Annotated in this window: 20 protein-coding genes; 12 read left to right on the top strand and 8 right to left on the bottom strand. The window is 62.4% G+C overall.

The window, feature by feature from the left end:
* Window positions 1–17: 17 nt before the first annotated feature.
* Together O6760_RS06265 and O6760_RS06260 are read right to left on the bottom strand one after the other, a co-directional pair.
* Window positions 18–1,037 (bottom strand): 2Fe-2S iron-sulfur cluster-binding protein, encoded by a 1,020-nt coding sequence (locus tag O6760_RS06265; RefSeq protein WP_269584630.1) that lies wholly within the window; start codon window positions 1,035–1,037, stop codon window positions 18–20.
* Window positions 1,038–1,072: 35 nt separating this feature from the next.
* Window positions 1,073–2,860, bottom strand: coding sequence for an ethylbenzene dehydrogenase-related protein (locus O6760_RS06260; RefSeq protein WP_269584629.1), 1,788 nt, complete (start codon window positions 2,858–2,860; stop codon window positions 1,073–1,075).
* A gap of 906 nt (window positions 2,861–3,766) precedes the next feature.
* On the opposite strand from O6760_RS06260, the gene O6760_RS06255 reads away from it, so the two are divergent.
* From O6760_RS06255 to O6760_RS06225, 7 genes are read left to right on the top strand one after another with little or no spacing between them, the layout of a single operon-like run.
* Complete coding sequence (locus O6760_RS06255) at window positions 3,767–5,134, top strand: V-type ATP synthase subunit B (RefSeq protein WP_269584628.1); 1,368 nt, start codon at window positions 3,767–3,769, stop codon at window positions 5,132–5,134.
* Window positions 5,134–5,757: a V-type ATP synthase subunit D gene (locus O6760_RS06250; protein WP_269584627.1), complete on the top strand. Its 624-nt coding sequence runs from the start codon at window positions 5,134–5,136 to the stop codon at window positions 5,755–5,757. Before O6760_RS06255 ends, O6760_RS06250 begins: the two co-directional genes overlap by 1 nt.
* On the top strand, window positions 5,754–7,547 hold the full coding sequence (locus O6760_RS06245; RefSeq protein WP_269584626.1) for a V-type ATP synthase subunit I: 1,794 nt from the start codon (window positions 5,754–5,756) through the stop codon (window positions 7,545–7,547). The genes O6760_RS06250 and O6760_RS06245 overlap by 4 nt, the downstream gene beginning before the upstream one ends.
* Entirely contained in the window at window positions 7,544–7,993 is a 450-nt protein-coding gene (locus tag O6760_RS06240) for an ATP synthase subunit C (protein ID WP_269584625.1), read from the top strand. The genes O6760_RS06245 and O6760_RS06240 overlap by 4 nt, the downstream gene beginning before the upstream one ends.
* A 9-nt stretch (window positions 7,994–8,002) precedes the next feature.
* On the top strand, window positions 8,003–8,704 hold the full coding sequence (locus O6760_RS06235) for a hypothetical protein (protein ID WP_269584624.1): 702 nt from the start codon (window positions 8,003–8,005) through the stop codon (window positions 8,702–8,704).
* 2 nt (window positions 8,705–8,706) lie between these two features.
* On the top strand, window positions 8,707–9,450 hold the full coding sequence (locus tag O6760_RS06230; RefSeq protein ID WP_269584623.1) for a hypothetical protein: 744 nt from the start codon (window positions 8,707–8,709) through the stop codon (window positions 9,448–9,450).
* Window positions 9,450–11,285, top strand: coding sequence for a V-type ATP synthase subunit A (locus tag O6760_RS06225; protein WP_269584622.1), 1,836 nt, complete (start codon window positions 9,450–9,452; stop codon window positions 11,283–11,285). Before O6760_RS06230 ends, O6760_RS06225 begins: the two co-directional genes overlap by 1 nt.
* A gap of 318 nt (window positions 11,286–11,603) precedes the next feature.
* Here the strand turns inward: O6760_RS06225 and O6760_RS06220 are convergent, their stop codons facing one another.
* Window positions 11,604–12,299 carry a nitroreductase family protein gene (locus O6760_RS06220; protein ID WP_269584621.1) on the bottom strand — a complete coding sequence of 232 codons (696 nt, stop codon included), beginning with the start codon at window positions 12,297–12,299 and terminating at the stop codon, window positions 11,604–11,606.
* 418 nt (window positions 12,300–12,717) lie between these two features.
* Here O6760_RS06220 and O6760_RS06215 point away from each other — a divergent pair, with 418 nt between their 5' ends.
* A complete protein-coding gene (locus O6760_RS06215; RefSeq protein WP_442969859.1) occupies window positions 12,718–13,707 on the top strand; it encodes an ABC transporter substrate-binding protein in 990 nt (329 codons plus the stop codon).
* A 166-nt stretch (window positions 13,708–13,873) separates the two neighbouring features.
* On the opposite strand, the gene O6760_RS06210 is transcribed toward O6760_RS06215, so the two are convergent.
* On the bottom strand, window positions 13,874–15,385 hold the full coding sequence (locus tag O6760_RS06210) for a BCCT family transporter (protein WP_269584619.1): 1,512 nt from the start codon (window positions 15,383–15,385) through the stop codon (window positions 13,874–13,876).
* Between the two features lie 203 nt (window positions 15,386–15,588).
* Between O6760_RS06210 and O6760_RS06205 the strand changes: the two genes are divergently transcribed.
* The 3 genes from O6760_RS06205 to O6760_RS06195 all read left to right on the top strand — a co-directional run bounded on the left by O6760_RS06205 (window position 15,589) and on the right by O6760_RS06195 (window position 19,707).
* Window positions 15,589–17,871, top strand: a complete 2,283-nt coding sequence (locus tag O6760_RS06205) for a putative bifunctional diguanylate cyclase/phosphodiesterase (RefSeq protein ID WP_269584618.1) — start codon at window positions 15,589–15,591, stop codon at window positions 17,869–17,871.
* A 61-nt stretch (window positions 17,872–17,932) separates the two neighbouring features.
* Window positions 17,933–19,228, top strand: a complete 1,296-nt coding sequence (locus tag O6760_RS06200; RefSeq protein WP_269584617.1) for an SDR family oxidoreductase — start codon at window positions 17,933–17,935, stop codon at window positions 19,226–19,228.
* Complete coding sequence (locus O6760_RS06195; RefSeq protein WP_269584616.1) at window positions 19,228–19,707, top strand: DUF2269 family protein; 480 nt, start codon at window positions 19,228–19,230, stop codon at window positions 19,705–19,707. The genes O6760_RS06200 and O6760_RS06195 overlap by 1 nt, the downstream gene beginning before the upstream one ends.
* A 67-nt stretch (window positions 19,708–19,774) precedes the next feature.
* Here the strand turns inward: O6760_RS06195 and preA are convergent, their stop codons facing one another.
* From preA to O6760_RS06180, 3 genes are all read right to left on the bottom strand, one after another.
* Window positions 19,775–21,088: an NAD-dependent dihydropyrimidine dehydrogenase subunit PreA gene (preA, locus tag O6760_RS06190; protein WP_269584615.1), complete on the bottom strand. Its 1,314-nt coding sequence runs from the start codon at window positions 21,086–21,088 to the stop codon at window positions 19,775–19,777.
* A gap of 37 nt (window positions 21,089–21,125) precedes the next feature.
* Window positions 21,126–22,472: an NAD(P)-dependent oxidoreductase gene (locus tag O6760_RS06185; RefSeq protein WP_269584614.1), complete on the bottom strand. Its 1,347-nt coding sequence runs from the start codon at window positions 22,470–22,472 to the stop codon at window positions 21,126–21,128.
* A 311-nt stretch (window positions 22,473–22,783) separates the two neighbouring features.
* A complete protein-coding gene (locus O6760_RS06180) occupies window positions 22,784–23,038 on the bottom strand; it encodes a hypothetical protein (RefSeq protein ID WP_269584613.1) in 255 nt (84 codons plus the stop codon).
* A 412-nt stretch (window positions 23,039–23,450) separates the two neighbouring features.
* Here O6760_RS06180 and O6760_RS06175 point away from each other — a divergent pair, with 412 nt between their 5' ends.
* Complete coding sequence (locus tag O6760_RS06175; RefSeq protein ID WP_269584612.1) at window positions 23,451–24,251, top strand: creatininase family protein; 801 nt, start codon at window positions 23,451–23,453, stop codon at window positions 24,249–24,251.
* A gap of 27 nt (window positions 24,252–24,278) precedes the next feature.
* Here O6760_RS06175 and O6760_RS06170 read toward each other — a convergent pair whose 3' ends face one another.
* Window positions 24,279–25,214 carry a LysR family transcriptional regulator gene (locus O6760_RS06170; protein WP_269586220.1) on the bottom strand — a complete coding sequence of 312 codons (936 nt, stop codon included), beginning with the start codon at window positions 25,212–25,214 and terminating at the stop codon, window positions 24,279–24,281.
* Window positions 25,215–25,260 lie beyond the last annotated feature (46 nt).

The following is a 25,260-nucleotide window of genomic DNA, read 5'->3' as shown; positions in this document are numbered from 1 at the left end:
GGCAGGCGTCGGGATTGTCAGCCCGCGGTCGTCGCCGACGAGAAGGGGGCCCTTGCCTTGCGCAGCAGGCTGCCGGCCAGCGCCGCGAGCCCCTTGTCCTCTTCCGCCACGTAGAAAGGATCCGCGTGGAAGGTCGCGCCCGCCGCGCGCGCGATCGTACGCATCGCTTCCACATGGGCGGGAGCCCCCGCCGAATAGATCACGTGATCGGAGGTCAGTGGTCCGGCCAGTTCATGGGGCCGCTCGGTCAGGACAGTGTCGTTGTCGCCGTCGCTCGCGGTCAGCGTGATCGGGACGTTGCGGGCTTGCAGCCAGCGGACCGCATCGCGCATATAGAGCCCCTCCCGGGTTCGCGCCCCGGCGATGACACGGATCTCACGCCCGGGCTGACCCATGCTGGCGGCCACTGCGATCGACCAGATCGGCGCAAAGCCCGTCCCGGTGGATGTCAGCAGGATCGGCTGGGGCTGCCGGCGCAGGAAGGCATTGCCGAACGGGCCGCGCAGCTTGACGGAATGACCGACGCCGATCTCCTTGCCCAGTTTCGAGGACACCACACTGTCCGGATAGACCTTGATGTGGAACACGATGACATCCTGTTCGGCATCCAGGTTGAGCGGCGTGGTCGGGCTGTAGTCACGCGGGGGAAAGCCGGCGAAGGTCGCCCGCAGATATTGGCCCGCCAGCCAGGTCACGGGACGGCCGGTCCGGATTCGGACTTCCAGGTAGTCGTCCTTGATCCGGCGGATGCTCTCGACGGTGCCCTTCGTGGTCTTCACGATCGGCACCGGATCGTAGGAAATCTCGGCGTCTCCCTCCAGGACGGCGAGGCAGCCGAGCACGGTGTCCTTCTCCCGCGTGCCCAGGTCGTCGATCTCGCCGCTCAGCACCCGCACCCGGCAGGTTTCGCATTGGCCGGAGCAGCAGTCATGCGGGATCACGAGACGGCCGCCAAGGCCGGCATCGATCAACGTGTCGCCGACATTCGCCTTGATCTTCTGGCCGTTGATTGTGACCGTGCAAGTGCTTTTCGACATGGGCGCGTGTCCGTGATCTTTTTGCGTTGAAAGGCTCAGTTGAAGGTCAGGCGCACGGGGCGCGAGTGGCGGGTGTGCCGGGTCTGATTGTGGTCGAAGACCGACAGCCAGACATAGAGGCCGTCCACCATGGCAAGGTCCTGATTGTGCCCGGTATCCATGTCCCGGATCACTTCGAGCGTCCAGTATCCGTCCTGCCACTTCGAGCCGGCCTTGAGGTCGGCGCGGCTGCCGGAATATTCGCCCTGGATCAGCACGCCCGGAATGACCGTACCGACCGGGATCTCAGCATCCTTTTCAGCTGAATAGGGCACGCTCTCGTCCTCGAACATCCACCACTGCGAGCCTTCGTCCTCCATGGCTTTCACGGAAAGACTGATCGTGCCCATCTTGGCCGCCGTGGCCTTGTAATCCTTCGGCAGGCGTTTGGCATCGACGCTGCTCAGATAGTCCGAGCCCGACTTCTTGTGGTAGTTGTAGACATAGAACGAGGTGCCCTCGTCGGCATTGTAGCCTGCGCTGTAACGGGCCTTGCCCGCGACATGCGCCTCGCTCGGTGCGGTCGGGGTGCTGAAATGCATGTCGTCCACCCGGCCCAGCATGCCGCCGCGCGACGCCTTCCACTGCCAGACGTCCACCATGCTGCCATCTGTCGTGTAGTGCAGCCCCCGGCCGTGAAACGCCGCCGGTTTGTCGCTGAGCGGTTTCGGTCCCATATGGGTCGCGCCGCCACCGCCATAGACATCCGTGGTCGAGAAAGCGACCGAAAACTTGTCCTCGTAAAAGGCGGTTTCGTCGGAAAGGTCGGCACGGTTGTTGAGCATGTGCCATCCGTCCTCCCGCTTGATCAGCGGGTGCCGTTTCAACGAGCGGGTGGCGTCTTCCCAGCGGAAGGCAAAGACAATCTTGTCGCCGACCTGGACCGCGCGCACTTCCACGGTCGACGCGCCGGTGCCGGAGAGGTTCGATCCCTGGTGCGTCTCGACGAGGACCGGCCGTGCATCCTGCCAGACCGCGTCGTCGAGAGACCCGTCCAGGTCCGGAAGGGTGTCGGCCCTCGCGACGACAAGATCGTCCCTTGTTCCGAAATCCAGCGTGACCGCACCGGCCATCACCACCGCGCCGAGCGTCAGTGCGATGGCGAGCGGATGGGCGGCCATGCCCGGAAATCTCCGCAATTTCTGCGGCCGGAATAGGCGCAGCAGTTGCTGCAGACCGCCATAGGCGTAATGCAGGATCACATGGGCAATCATATAGGTCAGCACCACCAGCGCGGCGGTGTAATGTACCGTTACCCAGATGCCGCCATGGCCGAGATAGAGCCAGACACCGGTGGCCGTAAGGGTCAGAACGGACGCAAACAGGATCCAGTAGGCGATGACATTGACCGCGGACAGGCGCAGCTTCGTGCTTGCCGGCAGGGTCAGGACCACCATCTTCTTGGACGAGATTCGTCGTTTCAGACGTGCCAGGGACATGTAGGCGGCATAGGAAAAGATCAGCGCCAGCACGAAGATCGCCGACAGGTAGTGCCATGTCCAGATTTCACCCTGGGGCAGGATCGGCTCGAACAGTTTGGAGAACCAGGCGCCCTCCGCGTCGGTGGACAGTCTCAGGCCTGTCACAAGGCTGGTGACAATGGCCACCACCAGGGTCCAGTGCAGCAGGATGGTGCCGATGTCGCTGCGGACCGGTGGCGTCCGGTCGTCCGGCCGAGCACCGGCATTGGGGCGGCGGGCGTCCCGCTTGTGTGCATGCGCGTCTTCAGAGGATTTTGGAGGCGAGGTCAGTTCGAGTGCATGGTCAGTCACTTGGTCCGTCAACTTTACCTCTCCTCATCGGTTTCGCGATCCGGTTTTCAAAACAAGGAACGCAACCGGGTGTTCATAGCTTGCTGGAAAGCGCAGCCAAAAAATACCATTTTTACTAAAATGTGAAGCAAAATTGCGAAATACAACTAGGTTTAAACCTATCCTTGCGCATTAGTGCATGCATTAAAACCTTACGTAAGGGAATCAATTAAGGATAAGCGGGAGAAATATTTAAAAAAATCATGTGATTTTAAACAGTGTCGAGTCTCGCAATTTGTTGTCCGGGGAAATAGTCTCTCAAACGGTGCTCGAAAGCTGAGGCACGACTTTGGTTGGATGACACAACCGCAGGAGTCAAACTGTTCCCGCCAAGGGACGGATCTGGAAAGGCAGACTATTTGAAAGGTGCGCAAACTGTTGGGAAAACGAAGGAATTCAAGATGGACCGCCGAAGCTCAACATGCCTGGTTCCGGGACGATAACGGCCATGGAATCGCCGGTGCGCGGGGCTGGTGATCAGAAGAAGGTCACTTAAATCCCGGGTTGTGGCAAAGTCGGGTTTCGTCAGAAGGCAGTATTGCACCGGTTGTCCAGGTGGACGGATACGAGTCGCGTTCGGGTATGGCAATCGGCAGTCGATGAACGACACGCGTCTTTGTGCATCGCACCCTGTTCCGGCGGCTCCTTCCCGGCAAAAACGTACGACTCGATGACCCTTGATTCAGGTCATACGCATGTAACGGTTTCTCATTTAACCTCTTTCCAGTTCATGGAGCTCGGGTGGGCGTGTCCGTCACGACGGTTGTGCAGGAGCGAGAAACCCGCCTAAGATACCAGTTCCGAGCGGCCGCGAGGGGCTGACCTTGTGGCTGTAGAGCGGCGTTCGATTTGGAAATTGCCATTGCCAAGGGGGCATTGATGCTGGTCTCCCACACTAGAATTGTCGACATCGTCGGAGATATCATCCGCATTCAGGCATCCGCGTCGAGGTCCGACTCTGAAGGGCGGCCCTGCCTGGGTGACCTTGCGCTGGTCGATGCCGGTGACGGCACGACATCACTCGCCCAGGTCATCAACATCGACCACGACATGGTGTCGCTACAGGTCAATTCGGGCACCAAGGGCCTTGCCAACAACGCTTCGGTCCGCTTTCTCGGCGAAGCGGCCAAGGTGACTTACTCCGATAACATCCTGGGCCGGGTCTTCGACGGTGCCGGCCATCCGATCGACAGGGGGCCGGACCTGTCCAGCGACCCGACCGTGCCCATCGGCGGCCCTTCCGCCAATCCGATGAAACGGGTGCTGGCCTCGCGCATGATCCGCACCGACGTGCCGATGATCGACATTTTCAATTGCCTGGTGGAGAGCCAGAAGATCCCGATCTTCTCGGTCTCCGGCGAGCCCTACAATCCCTTCCTTGCGCGCATCGGAATCCAGGCCGATGCCGACATCGTCGTTTTCGGCGGGCTGGGCCTGATCTTCGACGACTATGCCTTCTTCCGGAAACAGTTCGAGGATGCGGGCGTCTTTCCGCGCACGGTGATGTTCATCAACCAGGCTTCCGACCCGGTGGTCGAGCGCCTTCAGGTCCCGGACATGGCACTTGCCGTGGCGGAAAAATTCGCTGTCGAGGAGGGCAAGCGGGTGCTGGTCCTGCTCACCGACATGACTGCCTTCGCCGATGCCATGAAGGAGGTCTCGATCGCCATGGAACGGGTGCCCGCCAACCGCGGCTATCCGGGCGATCTCTATTCGCAGCTGGCGCGCCGCTACGAAAAGGCCTGTGACTTCAAGGGCTCGGGCTCCGTCACGATCCTGACCGTGACCACCATGCCCGGCAATGACGTCACCCACCCGGTCCCCGACAACACCGGCTACATCACCGAGGGCCAGTTCTACCTGCACTCCGGCGTGCTCGACCCGTTCGGCTCGCTGTCGCGGCTGAAGCAGCATGTGATCGGCAAGGTCACCCGGGAGGACCACAACCAGATCATGAACACCATGATCCGGTTCTACTCCGGTGCGCGCGATGCGGAGCAGAAGCAGTCGATGGCCTTCGAACTGTCGGATTATGACCAGCAGCTCCTGAAATTCGGTGCCCTGTTCCGCGAACGCTTCATGGATATCGAGGTGTCGAAACCGCTGGAAGAGGCGCTCGACCTGTGCTGGCAGACCCTGGCGGAGTGTTTCGAGCCGGAACAGCTGCTGATGAAACAGGGGCTGATCGACAAGTATTTCCCGAAGAAGCCTCCGGCCGCCAAGCCCTCGGATGAGGAAGCGGCCTGATGGCGAAACTTGCTCTCAACAAGTCCTCGCTGGCCAGGCAAGGCGCACAGTTGGCGGAATACAGGCGTTTCCTGCCGTCGCTCGAGCTCAAGCGCCTGCAGATCATGGCCGAACGGGCCAAGGCCAGGGAGACCGCGGCGCGGCTCGACCGGGAGTATGAAGAACGCTTCGCCGAACTGGCCCATTCGTTGCCGATGCTGGCCAACAGGCAGGTGCCGCTTGAGGACCTTGTCCGTCTGAAGGAGGCGATCCGGGGAGAACAGAATCTGTCCGGCACCAGGCTGCCGACGCTCGAGGCCGTCGAAGTCGGAACGGAGCCCTATTCGCTGCTGGCGCGTCCGCACTGGGTGGATGCCTATGTCGCCGGCATGCGGGAACTTCTGCGCCTCAACCTGGAACGCGAGGTTGCCCATGAGCGGATCGCGCGGCTGATCGAGGCCGAGGCGGTGATTTCGCGAAGGGTCAACCTGTTCGAGAAGGTCCTCATCCCGCAGGCGGAGCGCAACATCAGGAAGATCCGCATGGCGCTGGCCGATGCCGAGCGGGACGCGGTGGTGCGTGCGAAGATCTCCAAGAGAAAGACCGCCGCCCGCGGCGCCGAGAGTAGGGTGGCCGAGATATGAGCATTGTCCCGCTGGTCAAGGTCAACCTGGTCGGTGTCCTCGATGACAAGGACAGGGTGCTGGAAGCCGCCCAGGAGTTCGGCGCCCTGCATCTCATTCCGCTGACATCCGCGCAGAAGGAACTGGAGGCCGTGCCGGCCGGCCGCGGGCGCGAGGCGGCCGAGGCCTTGCGCTGGCTGGTCGACAGCCCGGCGCAGCGCCGTCCCGTGACCCACCCCGAAGGTTTCGAGCTGGAAGAGGTGATCACGCAGGCACTGGACAACAAGAAGGCGCTGAAGGCCTGTGAGGACCGGCTCGCCCGGCTGGACAAGCGGATCCAGGACGTCGAACCCTGGGGCGAATTCAGTTTTTCCGACCTGGCCGAGATCGGCGATCACCGGCTGTGGTTCTACGTGGTGCCGAATGGCAAGCTCAAAGCGGTCGATCCGGCGGACAAGGTCCTGGAAATCGTTCACCGGGACAGGTACCGAAGCTATATCGTTCTGCTGTCGCCGGAAGAGCCTCCGGTCGACGCCATGCCCGTGCCGCGCATCCATGTCGGCGCCGAGGCCCTGTCAACGCTGAAGCACCAATACGAGGATGCGGCTGTCGAACTCGAAGAACTCGAGCTGGCCCGCCAGGTCCTGACCAAGTGGCGCTACATGCTCGCGCAGAACCTGGCGGCAGCACGCGATCATTCCGCCCGCCACCGGGCCTCGCTGGAGACGGCCGATATCGAGCGTGTCTTCGTGCTGCAGGCCTGGGCCCGCGCCGACCAGATGAGCCAAATCCAGGCACTCGCTTCGGATCTCGGTGTGGCGGTCGTTGCCGAAGAGGTCTCCGACGAGGACAGGCCGCCGACCTTGCTCGACAACAGCCGCCCGATGGAGGCCGGCGAGGACCTGGTCGAATTCTATCAGACACCGGGTTACCGGGACTGGGACCCCTCGGCGATCGTCTATGTGTCCTTCGTGGTCTTCTTCGGCATGATCATGACGGATGCCGGCTACGGCCTGCTCCTTCTTCTTCTGCTGTTTGTGTTCCGCAAGCGCTTTGCCGGATCGGCGCTGGCCCGCCGCATGTTCCGCATGTCCGTCTGGCTGATGGTCTCGACGTTCGCTTTCGGTGTCGCCACGGGCAGCTATTTCGGCGTCACGCCGCCGGAGGGCAGTTTCCTGGGACAGCTCAAGGTGCTGCATCTGAAGGATGTCGACACCATGATGAAGATCACGCTCACCATCGGCGTGGTTCATATCGTGCTCGCCAACCTGATGCGGGCCCGGCACGAGACGACGCCGAGCGGCCGGTTCCAGCCGATCGGCTGGTGCTTGGTGGCGCTGGGAGGGCTGGCAACCTTCCTCGGTCAAGGCACGGTGATCGCTTCCGCTGCGCCGGCAAGTGTGGTCGCCGGCCTGCTGACGGTCGGCTTCTTCGGCAGCGACCGGAAGGTGGATTCACTGAAATCCGGCGGTCTCAGGGTGTTTGACGGCCTGGCTTCGCTCGCCCGGATCGTCAACATCTTCTCCGATGTGCTGAGCTACATGCGCCTGTTCGCACTGGGGCTGGCCGCGGCGTCGCTCGCCGAGACCATCAATTCGCTGTCCGGCCAGCTCAATCATGCGGTGCCGGGTGTCGGTATCCTGATCGCCGTCTCGGTTCTGGCCATCGGCCACGCCATCAATATCGGGCTGGGGCTGATTGCCGGCTGCGTGCATGGGCTGCGCCTGAATGTCATAGAATTTTTCAATTGGGGTTTGAAGGACGAGGGCACACCCTTCCGTCCGTTCAAGAAAGAGGAGACACGCCTGTGAACGAATTCGTTGTGGCTCTCGGCTGGTTCGGACTCTATGCGCCGGTCGCGCTCGGCGCCATCGGCAGCGCCTGGGGCTGCGCCCTCGGCGGCAGCGCCGCGATCGGCGCCATGCTGGACAGCGACGGCGGTTACGGCCGCTTCATCGGCGTGTCGCTGATGCCGTCGTCCCAGGTGATCTACGGCATCGTGATCATGTTCTCGCTGCAGCAGGCCCAGATCGACGCTGCCAATGGCGCGGCCCTGTTCGGCATCGGGCTCCTGTCCGGCGTCACCATGCTGTTCACCGGCATCCGCCAGGGTGAGGTGCTGGCCTCCGCCATTCATGCCTCCAAGGCCAAACCGGAAATCTTCGGCATTTCGCTGGCTCCGGCCGCGGTGCTGGAAGGCTTTTCCGTGTTCGCGCTGGTGTTCGCACTGGTCCTGGCCGGTTCCATTCCAAGCTAGGAGGCTGACATGTCCAAGCACGACCCCTCCAAGGATCTGGAAAATGCCGCGGGCGCCGGTGTCCAGGCACTGATCGAGCGCCTGAAGTCCGAAGGCGTGGCCGCCGGCCAATCCGAAGCGGATGCCATTCTCGCCAAGGCCAGGACCAAGGCGGAAGAGATCGTTTCGGCGGCACAGAAAAAGGCGGACGACCTTCTGGCCGAGGCGCGGGCAGAGGCCGCGAAGGAAAAGGCGGCGACGGAAGACGGGCTCAAGGTCGCGGCGCGGGATCTCGTCCTGAATTTGCGCAACGAACTCGGCGACCGGATCCAGCAGGAGGCCAGCCGGCTTGTGGCAACGTCGCTCGCCGACGAACAGTTCCTGCAGAAGCTCATTCTGGCCATGGCCGCCAATGCAAGGGACAATGCCTCGGTCAGCGACACCGAACCCATGGAAATCGTGCTGCCTGAGAAGGTCGTCACCTTCGAGGAGCTGAAGCAGTCTCCGGAAGCGGTCGAGCCGGGCACGTTGACCCATTTCGTCATTGCCCTTGCGGGTCAGGTGCTGCGCGACGGTGTCACCTTTTCCACGGCGCCCGGCCTTGACGGCATCAAGGTGAAGCTGACCGACAGGAATGTCTCCATCGATCTCACGGAAGAGGCGATCGCAACCCTGTTGAAGCGCCATCTGCAGCCGCGCCTCAGGGCCGTTATGGAAGGGGTCCTGCGCTGACCATGAGCCGGCCGCACCAATATATCGCCCTGGTGACCAGCCTGCCCCATCTCGGTAAGCTGTTTTCCCGCAGGGAGGTGCCGATTTCCGAGTACCGGCTGACGCAGCGGCTTCGAATGCTGGAGCCGGAGCATGCCCGGCTGCTCAAGGAAATCGTCGACATCACCGCCTGGTCGGGCGTTGCAAAATTCAGCCGGGACGAGGAGGTTATCCAGCAGGCTGGCCGCGTTGTCGCGGATCTGAAGGACTACCCGGACCTACAGCATCTGGTCGGCGCGCGCATGGAGACGCGCACGCTCATCGCGGCCCTGCGCCGGCGGCGGGACGGCCAGGACGTCGCGGGGGATATTCAGACCTGGGGCTACGGCCGCTGGTGCAGCCGGATCAAGGCCAACTGGAGCGACCCGGCTTTCGGTCTGGGCCATTTCATGCCCTGGGTCGGCGAAGCGCACAGGCTGATGCAGGCAGGCGACCAGATTGCCATGGAGCGGCTGGCGCTCACGCAGGTGTTCAACCAGTTGGACCATTACAATTCCCTGCACGAATTCGATTTCGAAGCCGTCGCCATCTACGTCCTGCGCTGGGTCATCGTCGAACGCTGGTCCCGCTACAACAGCGACGATGCCGCTGCGCGGCTCCGGGAGCTGGTCGCAGCCGCACTGGGCGACGAGACGGACCCGCGGACACCCGCCGCACCGCGCGACCTGTTTCCCGACACATCTTCTGCCCTAGACGGAGCCCTTTGATGACGAGCCATGTCCAGTTGCCGGAGCCGACCGCGGAAATCGTCGCCGTTCAGGACGACCTCGTGACGCTGTCTCCTTTAAGCGACGCGCCGCTGATCAAGAACGAGGTTGTCTACATCATTCCGCACGGCCCGGAACGGGACGGCAAGCCGCGCGAATACCTGAAGGCGGAAGTCCTGCGTGTGCGCGGCAGAACGGCGGAGGCCCAGGTGTTTGAGAGCACCTCCGGTGTCCGGGTCGGAGACAAGGTGATCCAGAGCGGCGAGATGCTGTCTGTTGCCCTCGGGCCGGGATTGCTCAGCACGGTTTTCGACGGGTTGCAGAACCCGCTTGCGGACATTGCGGCGGAACACGGGTTTTTCCTGCCGCGCGGTGTCCTGACCAATGCACTCGACCAGAAGCGCAAATGGTCCTTCGAACCCAGGGTGACGTCCGGTGCGTCCGTCAAGGCGGGCGAGACACTGGGCACGGTGCCGGAAGGCCGGTTCGAACACAGGATCATGGCGCCGTTTTCGCTGACCGGGTCCTGGACGGTCGACCGGATCCGGGAGGGCAGTTTCACGATCAACGAGGTCGTGGCGACGCTCAGGAACGATCGCGGCGAAACCCGCGACCTGACCATGGTGCAGCACTGGCCGGTGCGCCGGGCAATTCCGGAAGGCCTGGTCAAGGCCGGTCAGAGCGAACGGCTCTATCCGAGCGAACCCCTGATCACCACCTTGCGCCTGATCGACACGTTCTTTCCGATCGCCCGCGGCGGCATGGGCTGCATTCCCGGCCCGTTCGGTGCCGGCAAGACCGTGCTGCAGTCGCTGATTTCCCGCTTTTCCGCGGTCAACATCGTGATCGTGGTCGCCTGCGGCGAGCGCGCCGGCGAGGTGGTCGAGACCATCACCGAATTCCCGCACCAGCCGGATCCCTCCGGTGACGGCACGCTGATGGACCGCACGGTGATCATCTGCAACACCTCTTCCATGCCCGTCGCCGCCCGCGAGGCCTCTATCTATACCGGCATCACGCTCGGCGAGTATTACCGGCAGATGGGCTATGACGTCCTGCTCATAGCGGACAGCACGTCGCGCTGGGCGCAGGCCATGCGCGAGACGTCGGGGCGTCTGGAGGAAATCCCGGGCGAGGAAGCCTTCCCGGCCTATCTCGACAGTGCCATCAAGGGCATCTACGAGCGCGCCGGCGTGCTGCGCACGGCGACCGGCGACACCGGCAGCCTGACCATGATCGGTACGGTGTCGCCCGCCGGCGGCAATTTCGAGGAACCGGTGACACAGTCGACCCTCGGGACGGTGAAGACTTTCCTGGGCCTCTCGTCCGAACGCGCCTACAAGCGCTTCTACCCGGCGGTCGACCCGCTGCTGTCCTGGTCCCGCTACCACGCCCAGCTCGGCGACTGGTATGCCGCGAACATCGGTCCCGACTGGGTGCCGCGCGTCGAGGAGATGATCGATCTCCTGGCCAGAGGCGACGAAATCACGCGGATGATGCAGGTGACCGGAGAAGAGGGGGTCTCAACCGAGGACTTCGAATTGCAGCAGAAGGCCCTCTTCCTCGATATGGTCTACCTGCAGCAGGATGCGTTCGACGATGTCGACGTGTCGGCGCCGCTCAAACGCCAGCAGGAGACTTTCGACCTGGTCTACAGGATTGCGAAGACGGAATTCGCCTTCGAGGACAAGGACGCCGTCCGGAAGTTCTTTACCGAGCAGACCTCGCTGTTCAAGAACCTCAACTACGCCGCCGACGGCAGCAAGGACCGCAAGGCCCTGCTCGAGAAGATTGCGGCCAATGTGAGTGCCGCGCCGACCCATGTGACGGGATGATAAGCCAGACTTTGAAAACCAGGCCACAAACTCCAACGTCATCCTGAGGAGCGCGCCTGCGCGCGTCTCGAAGGATTCGCCGGATATTCGGGATCAAGGGGCCGATCCTTCGAGACGGACCTTGCGGTCCTCCTCAGGATGACGTCGTGTTTGGGTCGAAATCAGCTCAACTTAGAACTCGGTGGACCGGCCGGTTGCTGCAGCCGGCTCCCCTCCCCTTTGTAGGGAGGGCACTCGGATTTGGCAGAGCATAGTTTTTTTTGTGGAAGAGGGTTGGGGGGAGGGAACAAACGCCTGAGAACTTCAGAAGAGGCCCACTCACCCCTCGAACACGCTCAGGATCTCCTCAAGCGGCTTCTTGATCTTGGCGACCGCCGGCACGGTGGCGTCTTCGGCCGGGTGGCCGACCGCCAGGATCATCACCGGCTTCTCCGCTTCCGGGCGCCCGAGGATCTCGTTGAGGAATTTCATCGGGTTCGGCGTGTGGGTCAGGGTCGACAGGCCGGCATGATGCAGGGCCGTGATCAGGAGACCGGTGGCGATGCCGACGCTCTCCGGGACGTAGTAATGCTTGTAGCGGGTGCCGTCGTCATAGGTGCCCCAGCGCTGTGCGAAGATCACGATCAGCCAGGGCGCAATGTCCAGATGCGGCTTGTCGGCATTGGTGCCGATCGGTTCCAGCGCCTTGATCCATTCGTCACCGGCGCCGCCGTCATAGAAGCGGCGTTCCTCTTCCTCCGCCGCCAGGCGGATCCGGTGCTTCAGATCCGGGTTCGATATGGCCACGAAATGCCAGGGCTGGTGGTTGGCGCCGCTCGGAGCCGTGCCGGCGGCCCGGACACAGGTCTCGATAACGGACCGGTCGACCGGTCGATCGGTGAACTGGCGCACGGTGTGACGGGTGCGTACGTCCTCATAGAATTCTTGTGCCCGCGCCGTCATTTCCTCGTCGGTGAAGTGTCGCCGATCCGGCAGCGGCAGCGGCTGATAGTCTAATGCGGATTTGGAAATCATCTTGTCTGTCCGTTGCATTGCCCGGCCGCGGCGGTATGCGCCTGTCAGCCCTGACAATCTCCTCCCGTTGTGCCGGCAGACTATGGACCGGATAACGGTACGGGAAGCAACCAAAAATCTCCGTCGAGAAAATTGCAACCGACTGGGAAGGGGAAAAGACCTCTCAGAGGTGGCTCTTTTCACCTTGATCAAAAAATAACCTTGACCAGTGACACGGCAGCTTTCTAGATTTTCTTGACCATTTGGTCAGTGCGGTGTGCCCGGAAGGCAAAAATGCCCCGGTGTCCTGCTTTGGCCAAAATGCCGGGGTGCTGTGGACGCGCGGGAGCCGTCCGGTTCGGCTCCGGCAAGAGGTTAAAGAATTCCAGAGAAGGGTCTCACCGCCTCGGTAGGGCCCGTAACCAGTAGGGGAATGGCAATGAAGGCATTGAAAAGTCTGGCGCTCGCATCGGTTCTGGGCGCAAGCCTGGCCGCGGGCGCGGCAAACGCCGCCGATGAGCTGACGCTGCAGCTGAAATGGGTCACCCAGGGCCAGTTTGCCGGCTATTACGTGGCCCAGGACAAGGGCTTTTACGAGGAAGAAGGTCTGGATGTGACCATCAAGCCGGGTGGTCCGGACATTGCTCCGCCGCAGGTCATCGCCGGTGGCGGCGCGGATGTCATCATCGACTGGATGCCGTCAGCCCTGGCGTCCCGCGAGAAAGGTGTGCCGCTGGTCAACATCGCGCAGCCGTTCAAGAAATCCGGCATGATGCTGACCTGCCGCAAGGAAACCGGCATCACCTCGCCGGAAGACTTCAAGGGCAAGACACTCGGTGTCTGGTTCTTCGGCAACGAATATCCGTTCCTGTCCTGGATGAGCCAGCTCGGCATTCCGACCGATGGCGGCGATGAAGGCGTGACCGTCCTGAAGCAGGGCTTCAACGTCGATCCGCTGCTGCAGAAGCAGGCCGACTGCATCTCCACGATGACCTACAACGAGTACTGGCAGGTGATCGATGCCGGCATTCCGGCGGAGGATCTTGTTGTCTTCAAATACGAGGACCAGGGCGTTGCAACCCTCGAAGACGGTCTCTACGTGCTGGAATCCAGCCTGGATGACCCGGCTATGGTCGACAAGCTGGCGCGCTTCGTGAAAGCATCTATGAAGGGCTGGGCCTATTCCGCCGAGCATCCGGAAGAAGCCGCCGAGATCGTTCTGGAGAACGACGCCACCGGCGCCCAGACCGAAAAGCACCAGATCCGTATGGTTGGCGAGATCAACAAGCTGGTCGACGGCTCTGACGGCAAGCTCGACATGGACGCCTACGAGCGCACCGTGAAGTCGCTCCTTTCCGGTGGCTCCGACCCGGTCATCACCAAGGAGCCGGAAGGCGCCACCTCGACGGCCGTTACCGACAAGCTCTGAGGTCACCGAGAATGCCTGAGACGAGAAAGGCCGCCCGAAAGGGTGGCCTTTTTCTTTGTCCGGGACCTTGAGTCACTCTCCGTCCTGCGGCCCCTTGCGCATCAGGAGCCAGATCATGGCGCCGACAAAGGCGAAGGTGCCCAGGTTCATGAGCGTGTCGAACGGATCACCGATCAGCATCGGCGGTCTCCTTTCCGGCGTCCTCCATCAGCGCCCGCATGAGGCAGGTGAGCAGCAGCACGGTGATGAAGACAAAGGGCAGCGCTCCGAGCGCTATCAGCGTTTTGACCGCCTGCATTGAACCCGACAGGATCATCGCCGCCCCGAGGACACCCAGAAGACCGCCCCAGATCAGGCGCACCCTCGCGCTCGGGTTCGGATCGCCCCCGGTTGAAAACGTGCCCAGCACGAAGGCGGCGCTGACCACACTGGTGACGATGAAGAGGAAAGCGGCAAGCACGGTTGCCAGCGTCGTCAGCTTGGCGAGCGGCAGCCGTTCAAGCAGGGCGAAAGTCATTCGCTCGACATTGGTCTGGGTCATGGCCAGAAGTTCACCGCTGCCATTCAGCGTTTCATAGATACCGATACCTCCGAAGGCACCGAACCAGATCGTTGAAAACAGGGTCGGCCCGATCAGCACGCCGAGCACGAATTCACGGATGGTGCGTCCCTTGGATATGCGTGCCACGAACACACCGACAAAGGGGCCCCAGGCGATCCACCAGACCATGTAGGTCAGTGTCCAGTCGTGGAACCATTTGCTGGTCTCGCTGCCGTAGAATGTGAAGGTCTGCAATCCGCGCGGGATCACGACCGAGACATAATTGCCGATGCCTCCGACGATGGAATTCATCAGGTATTCGGAGGGGCCGAGAATGACCGTATAGGCAACAAGCCCGATTGCGAGGGCCATGGCGATGTTGGAGAGTTTCGCCATGCCGGCACCCAGGTCCACCAGCAGCGGAGGGACATAGGCTGCGATCATCAGGGCGAACACCACGCCCACCAGGACAGGGGAAGCCGCCTCGGTGCCGAACAGGACCGAGACCCCGTCGGCCACCTGAAAGACGCCCATGGCGACGGACCCGGCAACGCCGATGGCAATGGCGGCGATGGCCATGAAATCGGAAAACCAGCCGACGGCATGTGCCCACGCTTCTCCCGGAAACAGGTTCTTCACCGGCGCGCTGACCAGCATCGGTGTGCCGCGCCGGAAACTGAAATAGGCGATCGTCAGCGCGGTGGTGCCATAAATGGCCCAGGCATGGATCCCCCAGTTGAAATTGGCTGCCAGCAGCGCCTGCTCTGCCGCGATGGGAGGCGGCAGGGCTTCCAGTGCGAAGTGGAAATGGGTCAACGGCTCCGCGACGGCCCAGAACAACAACCCCACGCCCATTCCGGCGGCAAACAGCATGGCGATCCAGGTCGAGGTGGAATATTCCGGCCGGTCCGTGTCCGCGCCGAGCCGGATGTCACCGACCCTGGTGAAGACCAGGCCAAGGCAGAACAGCAACATCACGGTGACCGACAGCATGACGAACCAGCCGCGGCTGACGAAGTACCGGTCCACGATGGTGCTGGCGATGGCGAGCAGGCTGGCCGGGTCGGCAACGCCCCAGACACCGATGACGGCGCACAGGCTCAAGGAGGCGGTCAGCAACAGTCTGGAACCCTGCATGTCTATCCCTGACGTTTCGGTTGGCTCGGCACCGGAAACAATAGACGTCTTGTCCCATGGTTCAATCATTCGAATGGCGGTCCCGGCCGGGGCGAGCCGGGCCGCAACACTTGCGGAGATTGCGAATTGACAGCCGGGTAGAAAAAATTAAGCGTTTCAGCCCAGAATGCACCGCTGACGAACCAGCAGGACCTGGAAGCTTCATGCGCGATCTGTCTGAGGACGCAGACAAAATCGAATATGCTCAGCGCTCTCCGGACAAGGCCGCAACCGAACCGCGCCGCGCCCGGTCCACCATACTCGGCATTCCTTCCGGGTTGGTCATCGTGCTGATGTTTTGCGCCGTGATCTTTTCCTTCGGTGCCGTCCTGTTCAAGGTCGTGGTCGCGGAACGGGAAGCTGCGAAACGGGAATTGCGCTCCGTCGAACGCGTATTCGAGAACCACAAGCTCTTTCTGCTGAAGGAAATGGAGCGTTACGCGGCCTCCAATGCCGCCTATGAGAACATTGAGACCAACCCGTCGGAATCCTGGATCCAGAAGCGGTTCGGTGTCGATATGGCGCTGGATTTCGTTCACGACTACACCGCACTGATCGACCGGAAGCGTCAGGTATTGCTGGCGGTAGACCTTTACGGAATACACAAGCAGGAATTCTACCTGGAGCAGATCGAGCCCCAGTTAGGCAGCACGCTCGAAAAGATCAGGGCCAATTATTCAGACGCGCTCGTGAGGTCGGAATCCGGCGACATCCGCTTTGCCGGGCGACTGGCCGATATTTCCGGCGTGGATGTTCTGGAACTCGACGGGCGGCCGCACATTGTCTCGGCCTTTGCAATTGTTCCCGACCCAGGCGGCATCAGGATGGTCGATGAACCGCCGAACATCCTGGTCACCGCATTCGAGATCGACACGATCCATCTCAGCAATCTCCTGGCAAGCCTGTCGCTCGACAACCTGGTATTCACCAAGGCCATTCCCGAGAACATGATCGGGGTGCCGCTGGAAAGAGAGAATGGAACGGTCCTGGGCTACCTGGCCTGGGTGCCGATGAGTCACGCTTCGGCGATTATCCTGTCGTCCATTCCGGTCCTTGTCCTGTCTCTCGGCATCATTCTGACCGTTGCCTTCATTGCAATGCGCCAGAACGCCAATGCGCAACGGGATCTGGCTCAGCGCGAGCAGGAGGCGCGTTATGCCGCCGACCATGACTCGCTCACCGGGTTTGTTTCCCGCGGGTATTTTCATACCGCGGCCAATAGACGGCTGAACCTGCTGGCGGCCCGGGACAAGAGCGCCTGGGTCATCTACCTGGATGTCGACAACCTCAAACAGGTGAACGATATTCACGGGCATACCACCGGGGACAGCCTGATCGTGGCGCAGGCCGGAAGGATCCTGGAGGCTTTCGGCGACCGCGACCTGATCGGCCGGATCGGAGGCGATGAATTCCTGATCCTGACGGAGCGCTGGGAGACCGCCAGCGAGGCCCTCGTTGAAATTGACCGGCTTTTCGAAACCCTGAGCCAGTCGGTGGATTGCGACGGCAAGCGGATCGAAACATCCATCAGTGCCGGCATCGCGCAATATCCGGACCACGGCCAGTCCCTGACCGCGGTGATCCGGGCAGCAGACATCGCGCTCCAGCGCTGCAAGGTCGAACAGAAGAGCACCTTCCGTCTCTATGACGAACAGATGGATGACCGGCTTCGGCAACAGCGGGAGATCCGCGTCGAACTGGACGGGGCGCTGCGCGATGACGAGTTTGAGCTGTATTACCAGCCTATCGTGCGCGCGGCCGAGGGGGACACCGAGTTCTACGAGGCGCTGATCAGATGGCGCCATCCGCAACGGGGGCTGGTCTCGCCGGCCCTCTTCCTCCCGGTTGCCCGGGATGCCGGCCTGATGCCCGTGATCGGTGCCTGGGTGCTTGAACGCGCCCTGCGTGACGCCGCCACCTGGAAATCGGCGGGCATTTCCGTCAATGTCTGCACCAGCCAGATCCAGAAGCCCGGATTTGCCGGACAGGTCGCGAGCCTGTTGAAGAAATACGACTTCCCGCCGGAGCGGCTCGTTCTGGAAATCACGGAAGACCTGATGCTGGAAGAAAGTCCCTTGACCCGTGACACCTTCCTGATGCTGCGGGAACTGAAGGTCGGCCTCGCGATTGACGATTTCGGCACGGGCTATTCGAGCCTGAACTATCTGCACAAGTTCCGTTTCGACAAGATGAAGATCGATCGCAGTTTCGTCTGGCGTATCGGCCAGGACGAAGAGGCGGACATGCTTGTGCGGTCCCTGCTTGGCCTGGCCAAGGTCATGGGCATGCAGACCGTCGGTGAGGGTGTCGAGACGGAGGCCCAGCGGGCTTTCCTCGTCAATGCCGGCTGCGACTACCTGCAAGGCTTCCTGTTCGACAAGCCGAAGCCGCTGGAAGAACTGGACAGTTCGCCGCCCCGCCGGCAAAAGGCGACGGCCGCCAATTAGTTTTACATGCGCGCAAAGCCGCTCTAAGACCTGTGCAGTCACAATCCAACAGGCGACGACCATGAAACAGGCTGTGGTGCTGGGCGCATACGGGTTCATCGGCGCGGCCTGTGTCCGGGCCCTGATGGCGCGGGGATACGCGGTCACATGTGCTGGCCGGTCGAAACAGGCCGCCAGTCGCGCCTTTCCCGGCCTCAACTGGGCGTTTCTCGATTTTGCCAGGGCGGACGCCGCGACCTGGCGGGCCTTGCTGGCCGGAGCGGATGTGGTGGTCAATGCGTCCGGTGCCCTCCAGGACGGAGCGCGGGACAATCTGGTGGCCATTCACGAAACGGCGGTCGCGCGCATGCTAGAGGCCCTGGCGGCGACGCCTGCCCGCTTCATCCAAATCTCCGCGGCCGGGGTTGCCGAGACTGCCTCCACCGATTTCTTCCGGACCAAGGCGCGCGGTGACGCCCATGTCATGAACTCCGATCTGGACTGGATCGTGCTGCGCCCGGTGCTGGTTCTGGGGCCGGAGGCCTATGGCGGTACCGCGTTGTTGCGTGCCAGTGCGGCCCTGCCGATGGTCGGTGCGCGGGTCTTCCCGGACGCGCTGATCCAGACGATTCATGTCGACGATCTCGCGGAGGCGGTCGCCGATTGCGCCGATGGCGCGCGCGGCAGCCGTTTTGTCGCCGATCTGACGGAGGACGGCAGCAGGTCCTTTTTCGAGCTCACCCGGACGGTGCGCGCCTGGCTCGGTCTGCCGCCATGGAAAGTCACGCTCCCCGTGCCTGAACCGGTCGTCCGGGGCCTGGGGCGTGCGGCTGACCTGCTTGGCTGGCTGGGGTGGCGTTCACCGCTGCGCACCAATGCGCTTCTGCCGCTGAAGGAGGGGATTCGCGGGGACCCGGCAGCGTGGCGCAAGCAGGGTGGCGGGGCGATCGCAAACCTGGAGGAAACGCTCGCGCGCCTGCCTGCGACGGCACAGGAACGGGCCTTTGCGCGGCTCTACCTGGTCCTGCCGGTTGCCATCGGCTGCCTGTCCCTGTTCTGGCTGCTGTCCGGCATGATCGGTCTGCTGTCCTTCGATGCGGCGACACGGGTTCTGACCGAAGCCGGGTATTCGGCGGGCTTTGCCGGTAGTGCCGTTGCCGGAGGAGCCGTGATCGACATTTGTCTCGGGATCGCGGTGCTGTGGCGGCGCTGGTGCCGTCCGGCCTGTCTCGGCATGCTCGCGGTCTCCGCCGCCTACCTGGTGAGCGGTACCGTGCTGACACCGGGTCTTTGGGCGGACCCGCTCGGGCCGCTGGTCAAGATCCTGCCGGCCATGATGCCGGCCCTGCTGGTCGCGTTCGTCCTGGAGGAGCGCTGATGTGGTATGACCTGTTGCGATTTGCCCATGTGATCAGCGCCTGCGTGCTGCTCGGCACCGGTGCGGGCATTGCGTTTTTCATGGTAATCTCGAACGCCTCGCGCAATCCCGCCCTGATCGCCCATGTCGCCGGCATCGTGGTGCTGGCCGACACGGTCTTCACCGCGACCGCGGCGCTGGTTCAGCCGATCACGGGCTACCTTCTGGCACAGGAAGTCGGCTGGCCTCTGCTGGAGGGCTGGGTGTTCGTGTCGCTTTGCCTTTATGTCCTTGTCGGCGCGTTCTGGCTGCCGGTGGTCTGGATCCAGATCCGCATGCGCCGGCTGGCGCTGGCCGCGGCGCAGGATGGCACGGTGCTCCCACAGGCCTATCACAGGCTCTACCGGATCTGGTTCGCCTGCGGCTTTCCCGCCTTTTTCGCGGTTCTGACGATCGTCTGGCTGATGTTGACGAAGCCCGAACTGGCGTTTGGCCTTTGAAAACAGAAAACGCGGGCAGGGGAGGAGCCTACCCGCGTTTCTGTGACCGTTCCTGAAAGCTGATCGCCTATTCGGCGGCTTCCGTGACGGCCATCGGGTTGTTCGGATGGGTCGTCCAGTTGGCGTAGTCCTTTTCGACCGGCTTCTTCGTGCGCGGATCGACGCTGCCGGCGGCCATCGGTTCCAGGGTGATGCAGTTCTCGACCGGGCAGACATTGACGCACAGGTTGCAGCCGACGCATTCCTCGTCGATCACCTCGAACTTGCGCGCGCCATCGACCATGCTGGTGATCGCCTGGTGGGACGTGTCCTCGCAGGCAATGTGGCAACGGCCGCACTGGATACACAGATCCTGATCGATCTTGGCCTTGGCGATGTAGTTGAGGTTGAGATACTGCCAGTCGGTCACGTTGGGCACCGCGCTGCCGACAACTTCATCGACGGACGTGTAGCCCTTCTGGTCCATCCAGTCGCTGAGGCCCTCGATCATGTCCTCGACCACCTTGAAGCCGTAGGTCATCGCGGCCGTGCACACCTGGACCGATCCGGCGCCGAGCGCCATGAATTCGGCCGCGTCCCGCCAGGTGGTGACACCGCCGATGCCCGAGATCGGCAGGCCGTGGGTGGCCGGGTCGCGGGCGATTTCCGCGACCATGTTGAGCGCGATCGGCTTCACCGCCGGGCCGCAATAGCCGCCATGGGCGCCCTTGCCGTCGACGGATGGCGACGGTGCCATGATGTCGAGATCGACGCCCATGATCGAGTTGATCGTGTTGATCAGCGACACCGCGTCGGCGCCGCCGGCCTTGGCGGCCTGGGCGGGTTTGCGGACATCGGTGATGTTCGGGGTCAGCTTGACGATGCAGGGCATGCGCGAATGCTGTTTCACCCAGCGGGTGACCATCTCGATATATTCCGGCACCTGGCCGACGGCCGAGCCCATGCCGCGCTCGCTCATGCCGTGCGGGCAGCCGAAGTTCAGCTCCACCCCGTCGGCTTCCGTGTCCTCGACCTTCTTGAGAATGTCGATCCAGTTCTGCTCCTCGCACGGCACCATCAGCGAGACGACCAGGGCCCGGTCGGGCCAGTCGCGCTTGACCTGCTTGATTTCGCGCAGGTTCACCTCCAGCGGCCGGTCGGTGATCAGCTCGATATTGTTGAGACCGATCAGCTGGCGGTCCTTGCCATGGATTGCGCCATAGCGCGGGCCGTTGACATTGACGACCGCCGGGTCCTCACCGAGCGTTTTCCAGACAACGCCGCCCCAGCCGGCCTTGTAGGCCCGGACGACATTGTATTCCTTGTCCGTCGGCGGTGCGGAAGCCAGCCAGAACGGGTTCGGCGATTTGATGCCGATGAAGTCTGTACGCAAGTCAGCCATGATGGCTCTCCCTCAAATCCGTGACGCCGAGCGCGGTTCAGGCGCTCAAGGCGGCGTTGATGCTTTCGGCGGCGACCTTGCCGTCCTCGACCGCGGCGACCGTGAGGTCCTCACCGCCGGAGATGCAGTCGCCACCGGCCCAGACATCGGCCAGGCTGGTTCTGCGGTCTTCGCCGACCACGATCCGTCCCTTTTCGAGGGTCAGGGCTCCGCCCAGATCGGCCTGAACCAGCGTCTGGCCGACGGCCTTGAAGACCATGTCGGCGGGCAGCGTGACGGTTTCGCCGGTCCCGGCGAGAGATCCGTTCCGGTCTTCCGTTCGCTCCAGTTCGATTGCGGTGATCGCGCCGTTCGCGCCAACCAATGCCTTGGGCTGAGCCCAGGTCATGATTTTCACGCCGGTGGTCTGCGCCAGATGCTGTTCGTATTCGGACGCGTTCATGCGATCCTGGCCGCGGCGGTAGGCGATTGTGACATCGTCAGCACCGAGGAGCTTGGTCTGGACGGCGATGTCGACAGCGGTCATGCCGCCGCCAATGACGACGATCCGGCGGCCGACGGGCAGTTTGGAGAGATCGCCGGCCTGGCGCAGGTCGGCAATGTAGTCGACGGCGTCGAGCGAGCCGCTCTTGTCCTCGCCGTCAATGCCGAGAGCGTTGACGCCGCCAAGGCCGATGCCGAGGAACACCGCATCGTAGTCCGTACGCAGGGCAGCCAGATCCAGGTTGTCCCCGAGGCGCATGCCGGTTTTCAGCTCGATGCCGCCGATGGACAGGATGAAGTCGACTTCGCGGGCCGCGAAATTGTCGACCGACTTGTAGGAGGCGATGCCGAATTCGTTGAGACCGCCCGCCTTGTCCCTGGCGTCATACAGGGTGACGTCATGACCGTGCACCGCCAGCCGGTGGGCACAGGAAAGGCCGGCCGGGCCGGCACCGACCACGGCAACCTTCTTGCCGGTCGGCGCGGCGCGGGAGAACGGCGTGCTGTCGTTCCCCGCCATGTAGTGGTCGGTGGCGTAACGCTGCAACTGGCCGATCTTGACCGGCTTGCCTTCCGCGACCTCGCGCACGCAGACCTGCTCGCACAGGGTCTCTGTCGGGCAGACACGGGCGCACATGCCGCCCAGGATGTTCTGCTCGAAAATGGTCTTGGCCGATCCGGTCGGGTTGCCGGTCGAGATCTGGCGGATGAACTGCGGAATGTCGATGCTGGTCGGGCAGGCCTGCATGCAGGGCGCGTCGTAGCAAAAATAGCAGCGGTCGGCCTCGACCTGCGCCTCATGCGGTTCCAGCAGGGGGTGCAGGTCGGAAAAATTCTCTGCGTATGCGTCCTCAGGCAAGCGCCCGGCGGCAATATCCGGGCCGGCTTTGGTCTGGGTCATGGAGATCTCCGGAAGGTTGGCGATCGTTTTTGAACGCGGCCGCCTTCGTTGGTTGAGGAGGCTCACCATGACATTGGAAGAAAATTTGAACAGTTAGTCAAATTTTTTTTGGAATGATTATAAACTTGAGAAAAAAATTCAGCAATAAAATTGCCGATAATTCAGCAATTTAGGTCAAAAATTGGCAAGTGATGAAATTTGCGTCATGACGCGGTTTCCGGCTCCCGACCAAGCGGAAACCGGCAAAAGCCGGTGTGCCCGGCCGCGCTCGAAGGAGAAAGGAGCGAGGCCGTGTTCTGGAGCGATGCCTGTCAGTGGGACCGCTGAACCAGTTTCAGGGCAGGAGATTGTGCTGTGCGGGGTGTACGGGCGGCCAGGCCCTGGATCAGGACAACCAGGCTCATGACGACGAGCGTCACCGGCCAGAAGAGAGCGGTCACCAGGACGCTGGCCAAACGGGAAGGCGTGCTGAACCCGCTTTCCAGCAGTTCCGCCGACGACAGGATCAGAAACACAAGCGTGATGGCGCCATACATCACGGCCCCGACCAAGAACGCAACAAACATGCTTTTGCCCACCTTTGATTACCCAACGCCACGGCCCGAGCCCACCCGCAGCGTTCCACCAGCCTCATCACAAGGTAAATTTTTGGTGTAAATGTGGCTAACACCTCCTTCTGGTTGGCAAAGATGAAATTCGATTTTGCGCCTGTGGACGCCTGGGGACAACGTCCGTCCGCGGGAATCATGCGCTTGCAGCACCGCCCGATGTGCCCGGCGTGAGCTGGCCGCCGTGTCAGAATGGCCTGCTGGATCAGGTGAATTGCGATGGAGAGATAGGAAATTGCGTGCCTCCGGAAGATCATTGACTGCTTCCAAAAAGGCAGCGCTATGCAAACATAATGATGCTTTTCATGTACTGCCGATTTGCCTTACCCCAAGAGGAGGCAGAGTGCAGGACATGGAACGGACAACGCCGATGACAGTGCCTTTTTTCTGGAACGAACTGAATGCTGCCGATTTTGCCGCGCTCGATCCGGATCGGGTGATCGCCATCCTGCCCACGGCCTCCACCGAGCAGCATGGCCCGCATCTGCCGATTGCGACCGACGTGGCCATCGCCAACGGCATGCTCGCCGAAACCCGCCGTCAGCTTCCCGAAGACCTCGATGTTCTGGTCCTGCCCGTTCAGGAGATCGGCAAGGCCAACGAGCACAAATACGGACCGGGGACCTTGTCCTGGAGTGCCGAGCTGCTGATCCCGGCCTGGACCGCCATCGGCGAGAAGGTCCATGAGGCGGGCCTGCGGAAAATGGTCATCGTCAACTCCCATGGTGGCAACACCGACATCATCAGCATCGTCTCGCGGGAATTGCGGGTCAGGTTCGATATGGCGGTGCTGGTCACCCAATGGGGGCGGTTCGGCCATCCCGAGGGCATGATCTCGGCCCACGAGACGAAATTCGGCATTCATGGCGGCGAAGTGGAAACTTCCCTCATGCTGCATTTCCGGCCTGAGCTCGTGCGCATGGACAAGGCAGGGAATTTCGTTTCCAGGGCGGAGGACATGCAGCGGCAGTCGAAATTCCTGCAGCCGACGCCGCCTCATGCGCTTGCCTGGATCGCCCATGACCTCAATCCGGCCGGGGTCGTTGGTGATGCCTCGAAAGGAACCGCGGAAAAAGGCGCGGCGATCAGCGCGCACCAGGCCGCCGGCTTCATCGAGATGCTGCGCGATTTTGCCGGCTATCCCCTCGACAATCTCTATTCGCCGGACTGACCCCTGTTCGGGCCTGTGTGAGCCTGTTCACACCGGCAGGTTGCCTTGTTTCTGCAGCCCTTCCACCTGGGCCGCGAGTTCCTGAAGCAGGAACTCGATGAAACGGCTGGTCGCCGCATCCATTGATGCGCGCGCCCGCGTGAACAGCTTCATCGGCTGGTGGTGGCTCCGGGCCGCGTTCAGCGGCCGGAACACCAGATCTCCCCGCTGGCACTCCGCCAGGACATCGAGCGGATTGAGCAGGCTGATGCCGATCCCCCGCCGGACGAGCTGGCGGACGGTTTCCGAGGAGTTCGTCTCCAGGACGGGTTCCACCGGGATCGGCACCGACGAGAGCACCAGGTTGATGACATCCCTGAGGCTCGTGCCGGATTGCGCCAGCACGAGCCGTTCCTGGACCACGTCGACAAGATCGACCGGGCCGCTTTCCCGGGCGAGCCTGTGATCGGGCGGGACGACGGCGCCGATCGGGATGTCGAAGGTCGCGAGTGTGCGCAAGCCCGGGGTCGGCGCAATGTTGAAGCCCAGGCCGATGTCGACTTCGCCGGTCAGGACCGGGTTGATCGTTGTCGTGCCGCCGTCGCTGCGCAGCATGATGTGAACGCGCGGGTTGTCCTCGATGAACTTCGCAATGATTTCAGGCAGGGGGCCCGACGCGAGACCCACCGTTGTCACCAGCGACACGCGCCCGACCTGCGGCATCTTCAGGGCCCGAATCCGGGTTTCAAGCCTCTCGTAGTCCTTGAGAACATCACGGATATGCTCGATGCAGAGTTCTCCCGCGGCTGTCAGGCGCAGGCCGCGCGGCAGCCGTTCGAACAGGGGAACGCCGAACTCCTCTTCCAGCGCCAGGATCTGCCGGTTGATCGCCGAGGACGACACATTGAGGCGGTCGGCGGCCTTTCGGATGGATCCGGAACGGGCGATTTCGTCCAGGTAGAGCAGTTTCCTGGAATGGAGCAGGGCCAATGAACGCCTCCTTTTTAAGCATGCGGACCAAATGGGCGCC

Source organism: Roseibium sp. Sym1 (assembly GCF_027359675.1).
Taxonomy (GTDB): Bacteria; Pseudomonadota; Alphaproteobacteria; order Rhizobiales; family Stappiaceae; genus Roseibium.
Note: the sequence above shows the minus strand (reverse complement) of the source record. Positions and strands in the feature narration are given on the sequence as shown.